Genomic DNA, 16,361 nt, shown 5'->3' on the forward strand with positions numbered 1-16,361 from the left:
GACTGCCTGTCGTGCAGAGTATGAGCCGCAAAGGCAACTGCTGGGATAATGCCTTTAAGACATTCAAAAGTGAATTAGTGAACCATGATGATTTCCCGACACGGACCGTCGCCCGGTTGGCCACCTTCGAGTATATTGAGGGCTGGTACAATCGGCGACGGAAACATTCAAGCTTGAATTATCATACTCCCGCTCAACAAGAATCTTATTTTTACACTACCCCGATGGTTGCTTGAGAAAAATCTCCAGTATACTGTTGCAACTCCAGTAGCAACGTAACAACCTTTTCAAACCGATCAGTCCATGTTTAGGAAATATTAACAGCAGCCTTTTCCAGCCGTCGATTAGGTTTGTAGAAAGTCATAAGCATGAAGCCACTTTCTACCCACTCGTTGTACGAACTGCAAATCCTGCCTTCAGGGGTCGGGGACGCAAGCCTACTGACGCTGCTCAATCAGGCCCATACCTATCCGGGTAAAGAGCAAATCCAAGCCTTACTCACTTCGCCCTTAACCAGCTTAGCCCAAATTGAACAACGGCAAAAACTCATTCAATTTACAAGCCAGCATCTAGCCCAACTCGATGTCAAGGTGCCGCATGGCTATCTAACAGCCGCTCAAAATCATCTGGCGAGTAATCTCGCCTGGGATGCCTCCAAAACCGGAGTCAAACGGTATCAAACAGCCCTGTGGCTACGCTGGTTTAGACCCTACGATTTTTACCAACTCCAATCCGGGACTGCCGCCCTACAACGGGTTCTCAGCATTATTGATCAACGAACCGCTTGGTGGCGCAACTCCGATTTAGTCCCCGATGAGTGGCAACCGTCGGCTCAGGTGCTGCGCAGCTTCTTCGCGCGCGCTGGATCAACACTGACCAGAGAGTTGACGCTAACCTCCTTGCTTGAAATTGACTATTTTTTGCGGTATCAGTCTGCCGATCAAGTCAAGGCCGTATTCACCGTGTTTTACCGACTCGATGCCTTTTGTGGCATTGCTCGCTTTTTACAAACCGCCAATTGGAGCTATCCAGTATTTGTCCGGGATCAGGGGCCAATTTTTCAGCTAACGGCCCTCAGACACCCTCTTTTAGACGAGCAAGGCGCCATTGCCACAGATTTTTCCTGTCGGCCTCCTCAGCGATTGACCTTGCTGACCGGGGGCAACATGAGTGGCAAAACTACCTTTCTGAAAACCTGTGGGTTAGTCGTCTACCTGGCTCATCTAGGGCTACCCGTCCCCGCACAAGCCCTATCCCTCAGCTTCGTGGACTGCTTATTAACCAGTATCCATCTGAGTGATAACCTGGCCTTAGGCTATAGTCATTTTTATGCGGAGTTGATGCACATCAAAGAAGCGGCTCAGGCCCTTTCGGATGGTCAACGTGTATTTCTATTGGCGGATGAGCTATTTCAGGGCACGAATCCCCAGGATGCCGTTTTATGTGCCCGGCAAGTGATCGATTGCTTTATGGAGCAGTCGGGCAGTTTGTTTATCATCTCCTCCCATTTGCCCCAACTGGGCCTCCCTTATCAAGCTGCGCCCAAGGTCCAGTTTGCTTATTTCCGTACCCAGGTTGTTCTGGGCCAATTAGTCTTCACCTATCGACTTGAACCGGGCGTCATCGAAGAGCAAACCGGCTGGCTGCTGTTACAGCAAACGGGGGTGTTGGCCGGCTTACAAGAAAACCGCCAACCCGACGATGTCAGTTAACATAATTTAACTAACCGTCTGTCTATTAAACTATTAATTGTATCTTCCTTTCCCTAAGTTTCCCATGATCACTAGGAAAAGTTGGACCCAGTGGGCCTTCATTAGCCTACCAGTTGTTTTAGCCGCTTATGTCGGCATTTACCTATTCCTCTACAGCATCAAAGATCAGCAAACCAGACAGTACCGCTCCTCATCCCTGCCAAGTGACTTTAAATTCAGCTTTAACGAGCCGGTTGACGAATTGACCATCAAAGCCCCTCAAGGCGGCATGCTCAATGCACTACTCTTCAAAGCTCCACAAGCTAAAGGCGTCATTTGTTTTTGGAAAGGGGGCGGGGGAACCTTAGCTAACTGGGGGCTAATGGCCCCCCGATTTCTTCAGTATGGGTACGATGTACTGATTACCGATTATCGCCAGCATGGGAAGAGCAAAGGCCCAATTAGCTTAGCTAACTTTTACAGCGATGCCCAAACCGTCTATGATTCCTTAAAAGGCCGTTATCGAGAAGATCAGATTGTGATCTGTGGCTACTCGTTAGGCGGTCGGATAGCCGCTCATTTGGCGTCCAACAACCGACCCAAGTTTACCTTCCTAATTGACCCTTCCTCAGCCGGTGGCGATTTTAGTGACCGCTTTACGGATATACTCTTCTATCCTTTCCCCTCGGTAAATGGCTTTACTTTTCTGACTGATCAGGATGTACAAAAGGCTCCTAGCCCGGTCATTGTCGTTAGTACGGACAACGTCAACACAACGGCTTACCAACTTAATTCGGTTTTAGATCGCAACGATCAACTTTTAGTCATACCTAACTCGACACATGCCACGGTTCTGAATCACCCCCAAACAATGAACTTGCTCAAAATCTTACTGGCTCAAGCCTAAATAAAATGGGCGAGCGGGTAGCGCCTTTTGTTGACTCGGACTTTTCGGATGCTTAATCGGTATTGCCTAATCTCATCAAAGGTGATCCCAACCTATGGTGTCGTAAGAAAATGGGCAACTTAGTAGTGAGAAATTGTGCTCGTCGTAGCTTGATGACTTGTTCCAACCCCTCATTGGTCAGAAAATAGCCAATCCCCTTTTTGGCACAATAACGGCTTGACGGACTAACAGGTGATACATTCGTTGGATGGTGTTGGGATTCACCTTGAGCCTTTAATTGACGAATGGTGGGTAATTTTCCACCAGCTTCTATTTTTTTAAGCAAGATTGCTCATGGAGATAATTGGCAATTTGTAAATAGATTGTTTGGGGATTGGTAAAATGAATGGGCATGAGTGGTTAATAGAGCTGAGGGGTCATCCCAAATTTACGTAATGATTCGTCTAGTTGGGCTTTCTTCGGCGTTCTCACCAAAGGCTCCTACTTGAGACGAAGGACTTTTATATGTCTGCTCCTTTAATGAGGAATTTAGGTAGCCAGTCTATTTTAATAGTTGTCAACTACTAGCCCTGGTATCCGCGTTGATGAGTCCAGTGAACTGTTTACGGAGCGAATGACTATTCCCGATTCAGATTACCTAAAGCACTGCTTGCCTGAAAGGTGCTTTTCCCCCACCAAGATTGTCCGCCGGTGTACGGCCGCTCGTCCGTTTATGGACATCCGAGTTAGGGCTTATCACATCTATTGGTTCAGAAGGGCTTCTTTAGGTTTTGGCACAGTAGTTGGACTTATTTGGTTTATTGTACCAGTGCCTTAACCAGGCTGAACTAATCACCTCGGGCATGAAACACCTCCTTCTACTTGTAAGTTGTCTGTTGTCGCTTTGGGCGACAGCCCAACAAAACAAGTATAATTCGAACCAAGAATGGCGGGGGAGTGGGCGACTCGTGCGCGAAAAGCCATCGGTTAAGCCCTTCGACGCTCTGGAGATCCACCAGTTTCCGGCATCGGTAATGGTTGAAGTGGGCGGAGTCGAACCGTCGGTGGACATTACACTCGATGATAATATGCAACCGCTCCTGCGGGTCGAGAACCAGAACGGTACGCTGAAGCTGTCCTTTGAAGACCCACAGGGACGATCTTTCTGGATCAGTAAAGCCACTATTGAGGTCAAGATCACAACCCCAACTCTGAAGCAGCTCAACCACGGCTCCAACAGTGAGGTGACGGTAAAGGGCCTGCTGGGTGAGTCATTTAGGCTGGTTAATCAAGCCAATGGCAATGTAACCCTTACTGGCAAGGTCAATTCGCTGGACGTTGTCAGTACAGCCAATGGCACCGTAGATGCCTCCGCCCTAGCTGTTCAGTCGGCCAAGGTCGTTACGCAGGCTAACGCAACCGTTCGCGTCAATGCCAGGCAGGTAAATGTAGTCAAACAGGCCTTTGCCCAGGTCATCAACGTAGCCGACCGTATTCCGACTTCAGCAACCAAGCAAGCAGTCCGAACAACCGAGAGGACGAAACTGATCAACGTTCGGTTTCAGAACAATAGTGGCTTGCCCCGCATGATCACGTTGATTTCGTACGCGCCAGGCGAAGAGGCCAACGAAACCAACGGTTTTACCTTAGCGCCCTACACCAATCGGGAAAAACAGTATCCCGTCGGCACGGCGGTGTATGTAGCAACCAACGAGCAGGTTGAGCAGGTAATGCGGGGCGACCGGCTACGAGGCAAACCCTTCCTGAGGGTTAGTGCCGATGACGAAGGCCGGACGGTAAAGCTTGTCCCTTAATGACGAAATCGATTTCTTACTCATGGTCTGCTTGGAGCGTAAAGTTGTCCTGCTAAAGCTGCCCACAAAACGGGTCTTCTCTCTTTAAAGCCGGAATTGGTCTGGGCCTGGCGGTATTTAGGCTGATTCTGGAATAAGGCACCTTTGAACGTAACGTCAATCGGGCCATTCGACTGGGTCATTGGGCGGATTATAGGAGCACAAAAGACACCGTCTCTGGCATGGTTACTAAGTTATCTTGGATAAACGGGCATTTTTGGAGAGAGTGTTACTATGAAATTTTCAGCCTAAGCCGTGACGTATCCCCTTTTTTAATAGGTTTCGTACTCGTATTTTCTTATAAGTTGACCGTTCTCCCCGGTTGTTTTTATTAACAACCCTCTTTCATCGTACAGGTATGTTATATCCGTTGTAAGTGGATTATTTCGACAATAGTATAGTCTACGGGTGCCAATCCCTATGCCAAAATAGGGATTAGGTTTATTGTCATATTGAAAATAGTCAAGGCTTGATGAGGCCTTATATTGGTTGAGACGAGTTGGCATTTGTGTAGAGTTCATGGCCGTGATATTCCCATCTATATAGGTATATTCTTCGACATAGTAAAAGGTAGGATCAAACTGCCAGCCTGTATTTGTTTTTTTTGAAAGCTTTGTGGGAAGCTTGGATGAACCGCTATAGGCGTACTCGTAGATATAATCCAATGTAAAATTGGTCGGGAATACGGGCTCTTTTGAGGTTGAGCTATATTCTTTAACTTGAGTCACTCTGTCATTACGATCATAGACATAAGTCGTTATTCGACGGTGGGTTACATTGGAAGCATCAGGGGTCTGAGTCAAGACGGCATCTTTTTTTTCCAGTCTGCCTTGGGCATCATAAAACGAAGTTTCAATAGTTCTAGTCTCCCACAAAGTAGTGAGAGGTGGAGCAACCTTTAGCGAATAGTCGGTAAGCTGAGTGATAAGTTTTCCTGATTCATCATAGTTATAGGTATCAATAGACTCTTGCCTACTTGAATTACTTGATTTAGTCAGATCAAGGGTGCCATCGGTGAAAATTTCGGATTTCAAACGATACCGGGGCTGGGTAGCTACCCGGGTATCCTGGCAACTGACCAGCAGGGTCAATAGGGTCAGATACCAGCCATAGGTGAATAGATGGCGTTGCATGATTTAGTCTTGGCTGATCAAACAAATGATGGTTCTTCAACTACATAAACGAACCCTACAAAAGGTAAGTCCAAACTAGTCAAAATCAACAAATGAATGAAGACTTGTTACTACTAGTTTCATAGTCTCCCAAAACCCTCCCACTGGAGACGGAGAAGTATTTATGTAATGGCTCATTGACTCGCTCGTTCAAAGAGATTGTATTGCAAAGCGATATACGCTCCCAGTTATAGCCCATTGAAAGTGCGTAGTTCATTCGGACGCCACGGCCTCAATAAGAGACCCCAATGGCTACCACAGGCACGGGCCACAACCGCAGCTTTGCTGCTAGTAAAGCGGTTGACCCTGTTGGCAGTCGTATCGCTATCGAGCTTTTAAGACTATATTTGGGCTGACACCACGCTGAATGCCGCCCACCAGTAAGCCCTAACCCCTTAGCAGTCAGGCAAAAACTCGAGGTCATCATTCGTTAAATTTTACCCAATGAAATTACTGCTGTATTCCTCCCGATGGCTATCGGTTCTGCTTATGCTTGTCGCTTCACCGGCACAGTCCCAGCCTACCCAGCCCTACACCTATCCAGCCAGTGAGGTGGTAAGGATTCACTCCCAGCTTTTACAGGAAGAGCGCCAGGTGTATGTGCATTACCCTAAAGTAGACTCCGCGGATGGGAAAAAACGTTTTCCCGTTGTCTATGTCATGGACGGGGATAATCATTTTCCCCTACTTGCTCAGTATATCGATTATCTGAGCCGACCCGATGTGTTGGCCATGCCCAAGACAATCGTCATTGGTATCCCCAATACCAAACGAACCAGAGACCTTACCCCGACCAACAGCGTACTTAATTACGAGGGCAAACCCGACAGTAGTTCGTATCAAGGCAGTGGGGGGAATGATATTTTTTTACAATTCATCGAGACTGAATTGATGCCCCTGATCGACAAAATGTATAAGACAGCGCCTTATAAAATTTTTGCCGGGCATTCGTTTGGGGGCCTTTCAGCGTTGAATTGTCTATTGACCCATCCCGATCTGTTTGATGCGTATATTGCCTTAAGCCCCTCCCTTTGGTGGGACAAGGAGTATCTGTTGAAACGGATCGATGAAAAGTTAAAAACTGGTTCAACCTTAAACAAAATGCTTTTTATCAGTGATGGGAATGAAGGGGGGCGTAATTCGTTTTTTCATAAACATTTATTGAGATTGGAGGCAACACTGGCTACAAAAAAGCTAAAAGGATTCGCTTATCGCTATAAACATTACCCCACCGAAACTCACATGACCGAACCCGTTGTGGCTTATTTCGATGCTCTGCGCTTTATTTTTAAGAACTGGGAGACGCATCGCTAAGATTCTTAGAATACGCTCGTTATAAGCGTTACCAACTACTCAGCAACGAACAGAGCGATGAATTGCGTAACACAATAGACGATTCTCACAGCATCAATGGTATAAAGAATTCCTTAGGGAGTCCTAAAATTCCATTTAGAATTATCACTATTAAAATCAAATTCTGCCAAGGTCGGTGTGCTATCGCCGGACGATACCAGCGCTAACTTCTTTCCTGAATTCGGGACGATCTTAGGCATTATCCGGTAGGTGCCATCCGTCAATTGATCGATTCGCCACAGCTGTTCGGGTGCGCCAGTAAAGGCCGGTACGGTGAGTACTTCTGAATCGGCAGTTGCCGCTAAAGCCCGATCGGTTCCGGCCAATACAATTTTGTAATAGGGAGCACCTAAATACCCGGTCGTATCAGGCGCATCGGTGATCGCCCATTGTTGATGGGGACGGGCCATGTAATCGCTTATTCTCAACGTAATAGGACCGGTTGGCCAGTTTTTCACTACATCGGCTAATTGCTGAGCCGGAACGGGCTTAATTGGATCATTATTGGGCTGACCAAATCCACGTGGCCCAACGGCCATTCTGGTGAAATCAACGGCCAGCTCTAAGCCATATCCTCTTCGTACGGATTCAATTTCATACGTGCCTTCTTTAAACTTTTCTCCGGCAACAGGCCAGCCATCTTTCCAAACCACCGGAAGTATGCCTAATACGCTTCGGCCACTCTGCGCTAAATCGGCTTCATAATGGAGGGACATTTTTTCAACGCCGTTCTCCAAAATGATGTGTCCGAAATGCCCGGGGCCTATTAATCCTCCGCGGGTAGCCACCACCAGTTTACCGCCCCCTTCCAGCATGCTTCTGCCTACATTATCGAGGTAAGGGCCTGTGATTTTTTTGGAACGACCCACCACCACATTGTAGGTTGAGTTGGCACCATCACAGCAACTGCCATGCGTGGCCAGCAGGTAGTACCAACCGTCGCGATAAACTAACGTGCTGGCTTCACAGACGATAGCGACATCCACAGGTTTATTGCCTGCCTTGAGTTTGCCGGTTTGGGGGTCTAATTCGATCAGGCGAGTGAATCCAAAATAGGTGCCGTAGGTTAGCCAGAGACGTCCGGTGGTAGGGTCTAACATAACACCGGGATCAATGGCGTCATTCTCCTCATAGCCATCTGAGGTGGCCACAACAATCGGCTCAGAATACTTAAAATCAGGGGACTTTGGATCTAATGTCTTGTTCCACATGGTAAGAATCGCTCCTTTGTGGTTGGGTGAACCACCAGTCGCTCCATAGATGACCAGGTAACGATCTCCAAGTTTGATGACATCAGGAGCCGCTCCACCACCCGGTCTTACCCCACCACCATGCCAGGTCCAGCCATCATTGGAAATTAATCCACCACCGCCTGTGCCGAATGTGTAATACTTGCCGTCACATTCAGCGATGGTTGAGGGATCATGGATAAAGGGTCTTCCGATCTGGGCTAGTACGGTCTGTGTTATCCATAAAATCAATAAAGTTGTCAGGCCGATTACGTTCACTGGTTTCATGTACTAATTTGTTTTTATTAGCTTAAGCAGACTACTATCTATTATTCGTAACTACTACTGAAATTTTTTATGGGTGATCCTTTTTCATCTAAAAAACGAACACAAAAATTAGCCATACCTGGTCCGTTTATGACGGCCCCGCGGATGATGTTTTTTCCCTTTTTAAGCGTTAAACGGGCAGAGGTACCATTATCGGCAATCATATCCCGGTCACCAGAAAGCAGCATGGCTTCCTGACCATTCAACCACCACATGCTGCCGGAATTACATCCGGCAGCCATCCTGACGTTTTGGATTTCCTCAGGGCAATCGATGACCGTGACAAGCCAGACAAGTATTCCATATTTGGGCTTGTTAATGGCGTAGGTAAAATGGTATAAATTAACGTTGAACGACTTGCTGTCCAACGCATACCACTTCAGGTCCTGGTTTCCCACGTTTACCGTTTCACCATGTTGGGGGACTGTAGTGTAATCGCTGGAAAAATTATCGGCCGTAAACGTTGTTCTGAGGTAGTTGTCAGTGAAAATATTATTCCGGACAATATCTTTCTTTACCGGTTCGAGCACAAGCCAGCGTTGAATAAATCCCTTAGTATCCGGTGCTTTTTTGGCAGCAGAGGCCATTGTGAAGTGTTTGGATAGGGTATGTGTCGTATCGCCTTTTATAGGGATGGGTGGGAGGGGTAGTCTTTGTCCCGGCCCTTGTGCAAAAGCGATAATGCCACTTAGTTGTACTCCTGATAAAATGATAAGCGATATCAATGGCAATACATAATTGTATTTTCTGTTCATAGCCTATTCCTTTTGGAATGCGTATTGTTTCTAACTAAAGCGTAGTTTATGGAAACCTACTAAATGAAGCAGTGATAGCTTAACTAGGTTGACGAGTGAAAAATAGTGACTGATGACCGGGCCGATCAACGGGTCGTGTACCACCGATTAAAAAAACAATTGGAGCGCCGAAGCGATCGTGCGACGGGTGAGCCGCGGTGGCCGGTCCGCTGGTGCGGAACCACTGGACAGATATTAAACTAGTAGGCAGCCATTGAAAATGAAAATTCTCACCAAACCCTCCTATTTGAGACGAAGACGCTTTATGGGTTGGCTCAACAAAAAACCAGTAATTGGTCAGGCCAAAAAAGAGCCCTAGATTGGTTCATCGAACAACGGTTGGGGCGATCGATAAAGTGGCTGATCGTTTCATTTTTTAGCTGTATAAAGCCCTATAAACCAGCGTATAATATTGCTAGTGGAAAGCTGAGTGTCAAACACATTTGCCAGCATCAGACGATAGGTTTCGGGAACGTTTTCCTTCTGGAATGTTATAGATCGTGAAGGCTGGGTGTTTAAAACCCAGGTTCACTTAGTAAAGCCTTTCGATTGTACCAGCAGGCACAAACGACCGTTTTAACGCAACATTATAATGGCTAACGAATGGACTGACTCACCTGGCCTATTAGCGGAGTTTGATCAAAGAGTTGAAAATCATCATGCCTATTTTATTGGTAGCAAGCTGAACGGGTCACTTTATGCCGAATACCTATGATACCCGCTTTACCTTGCCTGGCAACGGTAGAGTACCGTTGAGATTTCTGCGCAACGGGTTACTGTCCAACTTGATTAGAATCGAGCTCTACCCAGTTCGCTGGTTCAGCTTATGGGTGAGTAGCTTTCTGTTACTGACCGGTTGTCAACCAACGGACCTAATCTCGGTCGCCAATGTTGATCCTTCAGCCTTACCCCAGGCTTCGCTGGTTAGTATACAGCCGGTAACATCAGCGGAGGCCGAGCTGGTGCTGAAGACTACCCAGGGGTTACCATCAAACGCCTGGAAACTCACTCTGCGGGATACTACTGGCCAACTCATAGCGCTAACCCAGGGAGATGATTTGAACCTGGGCAGCTTTTCGCTCACTCCGCTGCAAGCCAAAGGGCTAGTCAATAACCGTACGTACCAGGCTGAACTACGCTTTCGTCTGAACAATCAGGACTCGGTTACCGCACTTCGCACCTATACCCACCGCTCCCCGGCCCTGGACTGGAAACGTCTACCCCATGCTCCGCTCACCGGCGGGGATTTTACGGCCTACCCGGTCACCGATGAGTTCAATAACATCGTGCTGGCCCGCTATGCGGGCGCGGATCAACTGCAGGTTTGGCAGTACGTACCCGTCTACTCTGGATGGGTTCAGTCCCCTCAGGATCCACAAACGACCAAGCTTCTCAAAATTCAGCCGCGCCGGGGCGTCGTGCAGTTTAATCTATTCTATAAGGGTGATCGGCATTATTTCTATGGGCTAGGCTACGCGCTCAATGAGCAGGGGGCTAGTCGATTCTTTTACTACCGGGATCTGTGGAGTATCATCGGTGGGAAGGATGGACTGGTCGTGCCAGCCTACGAAGGTGAAGAAGGTGAAGTAGCGTTTTTTATCGCTAAAGATGAGCTATCGGATATGGATCAAGCCTATTTTCTAACCCAGAACAGCACGCCCGCCATGCGGTCGATCAATGCTAACTTCCCCCAGCTTGCCCGTGCTCCGCTGCCCGAAGCCCCCGGTACGCTAGCGACCTTCACGGTTAACAATATCGGTTATGTTATCAATCAAGCTCCTGGCCAACCGATCCACGTATGGGCGTATAACCCCCGAACCGATACCTGGCACCAACGGGCCAACTTTCCCGGTACACCGCGCAGTCGGGGCATTGGGTTTTCGCTGAAAGGCAAAGGGTATTACGGACTCGGTGCCGCCGTTACTGATCAAGCGGGCCTGCGTGACCTCTGGCAATACGACCCCACCCTCGATCAGTGGCAATACGCGACTCAATACCCAGGACAGGGAAACCGCTATCTGGCTGTTCTCAGCACGACCGAGCAGGTTTATCTGGGCTGGGGCTACGAAAGCCAGCGGACCACGACTGGCATTCGGCAAGTAGCCTGCACCGACTGGTGGACTTTTCAGCCTAGGTGAAGCCCAAAGAATCCCTTAAAGTCTACTCACCCAAAGACCCTCTATTACCTAATGCACCCTAAGCTGGCTACTTTTCTTTCCTTACTAGGCCTGATAGTGATCGTAAGTGCCTGCATCGATCCGGTAGCTTTACCCATTCGCCAAATCGAACGTCGTTTGGTGGTCGATGGACTGATAACCGACGAAGCCCCGCCCTATTTGATCAAGCTGACCTATTCGGGTAATCTATCCAGTTCCTTACTAATTCCAGAAGAATTGGCCGTCAATGGGGCTCAGGCGACGGTATCTGATAATACAGGTCACTCCGTCAGCCTCGAACAGGACGCCTTGAAACCGGCTTACTACTGGCTACGCGATCCCACCTTTCGAGGGCAGCCTGGTCGAATCTACACGCTTACGGTCAACCTGCCTGACGGATCTTCTTATCAGTCTCGACCAGAGCTTCTACAAGCGGTGGCTCCCCTGGAAACCTTGAGCGCCCAGTATTACCGGCAGCTAAGGGAACTGGGTCAACCGGATGTCTACCAGATCCGGGTCGATACGCAGGATCCGCCCACGCCGGGCAATTTTTACCGGTGGGAAGCTCAAAGTTATTTGCCTCGCTGGGCAACGAGCGATCCACTTCATCCGCCCCCTACCCCACCCGGTGAGCGCCCTCAAATTTGTAATACCTGTTCGTGTTGGGTTCCCTATTTTGGCTCCCTGACGGAGGTCTTATCGGATGAACGAATCAATGGCCGTCGCATTAGCGGGCGGCTTGTCTTAAATTCTCCCATTTATGCGACTGGCAATCAATACGTTCAGGTCCGCCAGTATTCCCTGAGCCGGGCGGCTTACCAATACTGGTTACTCTTCGAGCAGCAGCGTAGTCGAAGTGGTTCACTGTTTGATCCCCAACCAGCTTCCATTGAAGGCAACGTGCGCTCTGTGGGTGACACGACTAGGTTGGCCCTGGGTTATTTTGGGGCCTCCGCCGTCAGCCAGCAACGCTTAACGATACCCGGTGATACGATTAACATAAACTGGTTTCTGAGTCAGTTTGGCAATCGGTACATTCCCGAAAAGCAGGATTGTTTCCAGGCCTATCCCCAGGCTCAGCTCAGCCCGCCCCTGGGCTATCCACCGCGGTAATCAGTTGGAGGTATAACCCCTTTGGCCATTTGGGAGGCACCTATTCCCACGTGAGACAAAGTGTGATTGGCGTATTATAATTCGGGTGTTTTGGGAGACTATTCAATTCCAACGGATTTTTGAGTTTTTGGGTCCTAATGGAAATAATTTTGTGAGCATACCTACAACCTATACCAGTATGATGAGGAAATTAACCACCCTAGTCTTTCTGAGCCTTTGCATGCTGCAGGGTCTCAGTAGCCAACCCCTCCAGCCTTGTCCAGCCTTTAACCGACTCACAGCACAAGGGGACCTGGCTAAAGGAAAGCCTAAACTGTTTCTACCAGGCGGGATAGCACCCCTTAGGCGGGCCAGCGATTCCGTCATTGAAAAACAATTAGGTTTTATCTATCAAGACTTGGGTTGTGTTAGGCCAGTTGACGATCGTTGTCTGCGCGAGTATAGCCAGGTGGTCTTTGCTTACTTAGACAAACTGCATGGAAAAGAGTGGCGGGAGTACGTGCGCAAAGAGGTCTTATTTCTACCTCCTCCACCTAGGCTGGCAACTAATCGTTAGTCAAAAAAGTGGCAGTAGCGCAATCAGGTACGAACCCTCAACCTATCGATTTTCGGTTTGCTCGTCTCGTTAGGGTTCTTACCTTGGATTAATAAGCGTTCATATTTTCAGACTTGGCGGTTACAAAATAAGTCCGCCTGAAACAAAGCCCCTATGTTAACGATAATGCAGGCTACGGCGAACAAATGATCGAGGCATGCCTGCCGATCTGTTTCCACTGCCCATTTTTTTTCAGCCAGATATTGGTAAACCGACGTTTAGTCGGTTGGCCGGCCTTGACTTCCTGCCGGTCATGCTTGGCTACAAACAATTCGTAGCCCCTGGTAATGACCAGGTTCTCCTGGACTTGCATCTGTTCATGACGCGCTTAAAGGAGCTGTAATCAATCCCTGCTTCTGATTTTTAAACACGGCCGCTCGATTCTGGGCAATGGTATTGCGGGGCGTAGTAACCATAAATTCAGGGACCCAAATTTGGGTCAGTAAGCTGGTATCGGCGATTAAAATGCCTTTAACGCCAATCTGCTCTAAGTCCTGGATGGTTTTTTCAATGTCGGCTGTAGACTGAGCTTGACTGACTAAGCCCATCAACAGAAACCCATAAAGAAGTAAGTATTTAAGTATGGATGTCGTTTGATAAAAGCGTAAAGCGGTCAGCGGCTAATCCCTTACAAATGAATACGGTCTAACTGAACAACGGTTTAGGCATTCATTTACCTAAATATGGTAGGTGAAGTACCAGATAATAGAATTGCCTTAGTAAACGGTATAAGGAAAGTCAACTATGTTTTAAAAGGGCAGTTAGCTTGTTTAAAGTAGGGCACGTCAGGCTACCTACTACTTTTTGTTTATCTCCTAAAAACGCTCGATTTTAGCATTAACCTCGATTAGTTTTAGCGACTCCTGCGCGAGTTCTTAACGAGCGCTCGAATACCAAGGAGTATGGCGACGGGGATGGCCACATACCCTACTAGCTTATGGACCACAACTAACCAATACAAAACGTAGTTCATACCAACAGGAGACAGCTTGAGTAAGGTTGCTTGACGAAGATACCAGGAAAGCTACTCATTTTCTACCTGCTGAGCACAAGGTGATAGGTTTACACGGCAGAATGGCAATCCTTTTTCAGCGATATTAGAAATGATTTTGACTAGGTGATCCGTTCACCCAAGAAGCTGACCAGGCCAATTGATAGCCAACATAAAGCAGACCTAGTACATTCATTCGACGAAAATTTGTCATGAACCAGTCCTACCAAAAACCGAAACGATCAAACGCATTTGGCCTGCTCGCTCTGGCATTGGTGCTGATTGGCTGGGCCATACCCATCGAACTTGTTTTCAGACTGTTGATCGTAGCAGCTGCTTGTGCCATCATTGGATTGGCGAGCGACCGAACTAAACTGTTGAGTGGACTAGCGATCGGTATGGGTTTACTGCTCTACTTTATACGGTATCGCTATGACCTGGGAGCGGACGCGTTCGATAAGCAGCGGTATGAAGTACGTTATGAGGTGGATTGCCAGGATTGTAGTGTCCGATTCACGAATTCGTCGGGTGGAGTAGAGGAAGAAAAAGGGGTTCGTGGTGGCTGGAAGAAGGTCATTGAGGCCCCTGGAAATTTATTTATCGACTTGACGGCTCAGCCGAACGGCGCTGATCCAAGGGCATCTGTTCGTCTGTTTGTGAATGGTGCCTATGTGGCTGGAGCGCGTTCGTCGGGTCAGTATCTGGCCGCCTTTGCCAGTTGTCGCCCCCGCGATTATTACGATAAACGCTAACCTGTTAGAGACAACCTTGACTGCATTATTTTCGTCAGCTTGCTGGTTTAGCTGAGGGGACATCGTCTCACTAAATCACTGCTTTTATCGACTGCGTATGGAGATGATTTCTATTCGCCCCGATTTCCCTTGACAAGGGCCTGTATCGGCCTTGTACAGAATCCAAACGGGCGTATTGGGTTTATCGTAAGGGGCTGGAATGATGTTGGTGTAATAATAGTCAGCATCAACTTGGATTCGATAGCCTGCACAACAATTACAGTATACTGTTGGGCCAGGCAGGGTTAGATCAATAACCGTTGCCGGTTTCTCGGATTGTTGCACCTGATGGCAACTGATTAACAGGCCTATCAAGGAGCTGAGTAAAAGAAGCCACTTCATATCAATGATCTTTACCGGAAAGACCCAGCAAGGGGGCTATTGGTTGGTTTTGCTCCTCTATAACTGGGTCTATACTAGCGACTCTGCTAAAATTCCGGGTGTTCTAGTGTGCTTACATATTCTCAAAAATGGCTCTTCAGTGAGACGACGGGAATAGTAAGTGTCTGCTTCGAGAAATGAATTATTTCGTTAATCTTAAACCGAAATCGTGGCGCTTATCTACCACCCGCTTAATGAGCCCAATCTGCCCACAGTGGTACATGGTGTGCTTGATATTCCAATCAATAGCCTCTCGTTTTGTCGTGGCGATGGGGTGAGGAGTAGGGGTGGGCTCCAACGGATCATCTAGTTCTGAATCTGGCAGCGTTGCCAGGACAGCTAACGACTTTTGTTGCATGAATTGGAGATGATCTACTAAGGTAGCCGAATCAACTTTACCTACGGACTGGGAAGGGCCTGCTAGGGTGAACCACTCACTATACTCTCGGATGGGGAGCTGTTGAAAGATATCCATTTGATGCCCCCGAATAACCATAATTGAGTGGAAATAATGACTGATTATCAAATGGCCAAGCTGCCAGTCGATACTTGACTCTACCGTCTGAGGAATGATAACCCGCTTGTCAAACGGCACGTTCTCAATGAGCTTATTGGCCCACTGGTACGCATTGGCAGTTTGATTGATCAATATTTCTGATTCAGTCATCAGTAGTATACGAGTTCGACTTGGATGAAAAGCTGTTATTTTTAGCGGGCTAATATATTATAACTATCTCAAAAGATAGCGTGTATTCACCTAGGGTTAGGGATTTCGAGGTGTTCAGGTATTGAATTTATCCATTGCCAGACTGTATCACTAAATTGCTCCCAACTGAGACGAAAGGGGTTTTATTTGTCATTTTTGTCCACAAGCAAACGAGCGTTTACTTCTGGACATAGTAATGGGTCTACTACGGTCGTTCCTGGTTTGTTACCCCTAAATAATTCTAGCGATTTCGCTATCAAATAAGTCCATTGAATTTTATCGTATGCTCAACAAGGGATTTAGGAAATCTTCTAAACCGTACC

Annotated in this window: 16 protein-coding genes; 9 read left to right on the forward strand and 7 right to left on the reverse strand. The window is 47.7% G+C overall.

Annotation, left to right across the window (positions count from 1 at the left end):
- Nucleotides 1-20 precede the first annotated feature (20 nt).
- The 4 genes from ACYVGO_RS32930 (at nt 21) to ACYVGO_RS32945 (ending at nt 4,391) form a co-directional block, all read left to right on the forward strand.
- A complete protein-coding gene (locus ACYVGO_RS32930; RefSeq protein ID WP_460972984.1) occupies nt 21-236 on the forward strand; it encodes an IS3 family transposase in 216 nt (71 codons plus the stop codon).
- Nucleotides 237-368: 132 nt separating this feature from the next.
- Nucleotides 369-1,712, forward strand: a complete 1,344-nt coding sequence (locus ACYVGO_RS32935) for a MutS-related protein (protein WP_460972985.1) — start codon at nt 369-371, stop codon at nt 1,710-1,712.
- A gap of 64 nt (nt 1,713-1,776) precedes the next feature.
- On the forward strand, nt 1,777-2,598 hold the full coding sequence (locus ACYVGO_RS32940) for an alpha/beta hydrolase (protein WP_460972986.1): 822 nt from the start codon (nt 1,777-1,779) through the stop codon (nt 2,596-2,598).
- An 842-nt stretch (nt 2,599-3,440) separates the two neighbouring features.
- Nucleotides 3,441-4,391 carry a GIN domain-containing protein gene (locus tag ACYVGO_RS32945; RefSeq protein ID WP_460972987.1) on the forward strand — a complete coding sequence of 317 codons (951 nt, stop codon included), beginning with the start codon at nt 3,441-3,443 and terminating at the stop codon, nt 4,389-4,391.
- A 311-nt stretch (nt 4,392-4,702) separates the two neighbouring features.
- On the opposite strand, the gene ACYVGO_RS32950 is transcribed toward ACYVGO_RS32945, so the two are convergent.
- Nucleotides 4,703-5,563, reverse strand: coding sequence for a hypothetical protein (locus tag ACYVGO_RS32950; protein WP_460972988.1), 861 nt, complete (start codon nt 5,561-5,563; stop codon nt 4,703-4,705).
- A gap of 483 nt (nt 5,564-6,046) precedes the next feature.
- On the opposite strand from ACYVGO_RS32950, the gene ACYVGO_RS32955 reads away from it, so the two are divergent.
- A complete protein-coding gene (locus ACYVGO_RS32955; RefSeq protein ID WP_460972989.1) occupies nt 6,047-6,916 on the forward strand; it encodes an alpha/beta hydrolase in 870 nt (289 codons plus the stop codon).
- Nucleotides 6,917-7,029: 113 nt separating this feature from the next.
- Here ACYVGO_RS32955 and ACYVGO_RS32960 read toward each other — a convergent pair whose 3' ends face one another.
- Both ACYVGO_RS32960 and ACYVGO_RS32965 read right to left on the reverse strand, forming a co-directional pair.
- Complete coding sequence (locus ACYVGO_RS32960) at nt 7,030-8,472, reverse strand: family 43 glycosylhydrolase (protein ID WP_460972990.1); 1,443 nt, start codon at nt 8,470-8,472, stop codon at nt 7,030-7,032.
- A 41-nt stretch (nt 8,473-8,513) separates the two neighbouring features.
- Complete coding sequence (locus ACYVGO_RS32965) at nt 8,514-9,266, reverse strand: acetylxylan esterase (RefSeq protein WP_460972991.1); 753 nt, start codon at nt 9,264-9,266, stop codon at nt 8,514-8,516.
- Between the two features lie 824 nt (nt 9,267-10,090).
- Here ACYVGO_RS32965 and ACYVGO_RS32970 point away from each other — a divergent pair.
- The 3 genes from ACYVGO_RS32970 (at nt 10,091) to ACYVGO_RS32980 (ending at nt 13,130) form a co-directional block, all read left to right on the forward strand.
- Complete coding sequence (locus ACYVGO_RS32970; protein WP_460972992.1) at nt 10,091-11,443, forward strand: Kelch repeat-containing protein; 1,353 nt, start codon at nt 10,091-10,093, stop codon at nt 11,441-11,443.
- Between the two features lie 51 nt (nt 11,444-11,494).
- On the forward strand, nt 11,495-12,574 hold the full coding sequence (locus ACYVGO_RS32975) for a DUF4249 domain-containing protein (RefSeq protein WP_460972993.1): 1,080 nt from the start codon (nt 11,495-11,497) through the stop codon (nt 12,572-12,574).
- 178 nt (nt 12,575-12,752) lie between these two features.
- Nucleotides 12,753-13,130, forward strand: coding sequence for an FEKKY domain-containing protein (locus ACYVGO_RS32980; protein WP_460972994.1), 378 nt, complete (start codon nt 12,753-12,755; stop codon nt 13,128-13,130).
- A gap of 172 nt (nt 13,131-13,302) precedes the next feature.
- Here the strand turns inward: ACYVGO_RS32980 and ACYVGO_RS32985 are convergent, their stop codons facing one another.
- Nucleotides 13,303-13,482: a nuclear transport factor 2 family protein gene (locus ACYVGO_RS32985; protein ID WP_460972995.1), complete on the reverse strand. Its 180-nt coding sequence runs from the start codon at nt 13,480-13,482 to the stop codon at nt 13,303-13,305.
- Between the two features lie 4 nt (nt 13,483-13,486).
- Entirely contained in the window at nt 13,487-13,717 is a 231-nt protein-coding gene (locus ACYVGO_RS32990) for a hypothetical protein (RefSeq protein WP_460972996.1), read from the reverse strand.
- Between the two features lie 655 nt (nt 13,718-14,372).
- Here ACYVGO_RS32990 and ACYVGO_RS32995 point away from each other — a divergent pair.
- Nucleotides 14,373-14,912 (forward strand): hypothetical protein, encoded by a 540-nt coding sequence (locus ACYVGO_RS32995; RefSeq protein ID WP_460972997.1) that lies wholly within the window; start codon nt 14,373-14,375, stop codon nt 14,910-14,912.
- 84 nt (nt 14,913-14,996) lie between these two features.
- Here ACYVGO_RS32995 and ACYVGO_RS33000 read toward each other — a convergent pair whose 3' ends face one another.
- Nucleotides 14,997-15,293 (reverse strand): hypothetical protein, encoded by a 297-nt coding sequence (locus tag ACYVGO_RS33000; RefSeq protein WP_460972998.1) that lies wholly within the window; start codon nt 15,291-15,293, stop codon nt 14,997-14,999.
- Nucleotides 15,294-15,474: 181 nt separating this feature from the next.
- Entirely contained in the window at nt 15,475-15,999 is a 525-nt protein-coding gene (locus tag ACYVGO_RS33005) for a DinB family protein (RefSeq protein WP_460973000.1), read from the reverse strand.
- Between the last annotated feature and the right edge of the window lie 362 nt (nt 16,000-16,361).

The organism is Spirosoma migulaei (assembly GCF_054776855.1).

Bases quoted from the DNA above. Each gene is read 5' to 3' on its own strand.
- ACYVGO_RS32930 (WP_460972984.1), top strand. From the start codon at position 21: ATGAGCCGCAAAGGCAACTGCTGGGATAATGCCTTTAAGACATTCAAA.
- ACYVGO_RS32935 (WP_460972985.1), top strand. From the start codon at position 369: ATGAAGCCACTTTCTACCCACTCGTTGTACGAACTGCAAATCCTGCCT.
- ACYVGO_RS32940 (WP_460972986.1), top strand. From the start codon at position 1,777: ATGATCACTAGGAAAAGTTGGACCCAGTGGGCCTTCATTAGCCTACCA.
- ACYVGO_RS32945 (WP_460972987.1), top strand. From the start codon at position 3,441: ATGAAACACCTCCTTCTACTTGTAAGTTGTCTGTTGTCGCTTTGGGCG.
- ACYVGO_RS32950 (WP_460972988.1), bottom strand. From the start codon at position 5,563: ATGCAACGCCATCTATTCACCTATGGCTGGTATCTGACCCTATTGACC.
- ACYVGO_RS32955 (WP_460972989.1), top strand. From the start codon at position 6,047: ATGAAATTACTGCTGTATTCCTCCCGATGGCTATCGGTTCTGCTTATG.
- ACYVGO_RS32960 (WP_460972990.1), bottom strand. From the start codon at position 8,472: ATGAAACCAGTGAACGTAATCGGCCTGACAACTTTATTGATTTTATGG.
- ACYVGO_RS32965 (WP_460972991.1), bottom strand. From the start codon at position 9,266: ATGAACAGAAAATACAATTATGTATTGCCATTGATATCGCTTATCATT.
- ACYVGO_RS32975 (WP_460972993.1), top strand. From the start codon at position 11,495: ATGCACCCTAAGCTGGCTACTTTTCTTTCCTTACTAGGCCTGATAGTG.
- ACYVGO_RS32980 (WP_460972994.1), top strand. From the start codon at position 12,753: ATGATGAGGAAATTAACCACCCTAGTCTTTCTGAGCCTTTGCATGCTG.
- ACYVGO_RS32985 (WP_460972995.1), bottom strand. From the start codon at position 13,482: ATGCAAGTCCAGGAGAACCTGGTCATTACCAGGGGCTACGAATTGTTT.
- ACYVGO_RS32990 (WP_460972996.1), bottom strand. From the start codon at position 13,717: ATGGGCTTAGTCAGTCAAGCTCAGTCTACAGCCGACATTGAAAAAACC.
- ACYVGO_RS32995 (WP_460972997.1), top strand. From the start codon at position 14,373: ATGAACCAGTCCTACCAAAAACCGAAACGATCAAACGCATTTGGCCTG.
- ACYVGO_RS33000 (WP_460972998.1), bottom strand. From the start codon at position 15,293: ATGAAGTGGCTTCTTTTACTCAGCTCCTTGATAGGCCTGTTAATCAGT.
- ACYVGO_RS33005 (WP_460973000.1), bottom strand. From the start codon at position 15,999: ATGACTGAATCAGAAATATTGATCAATCAAACTGCCAATGCGTACCAG.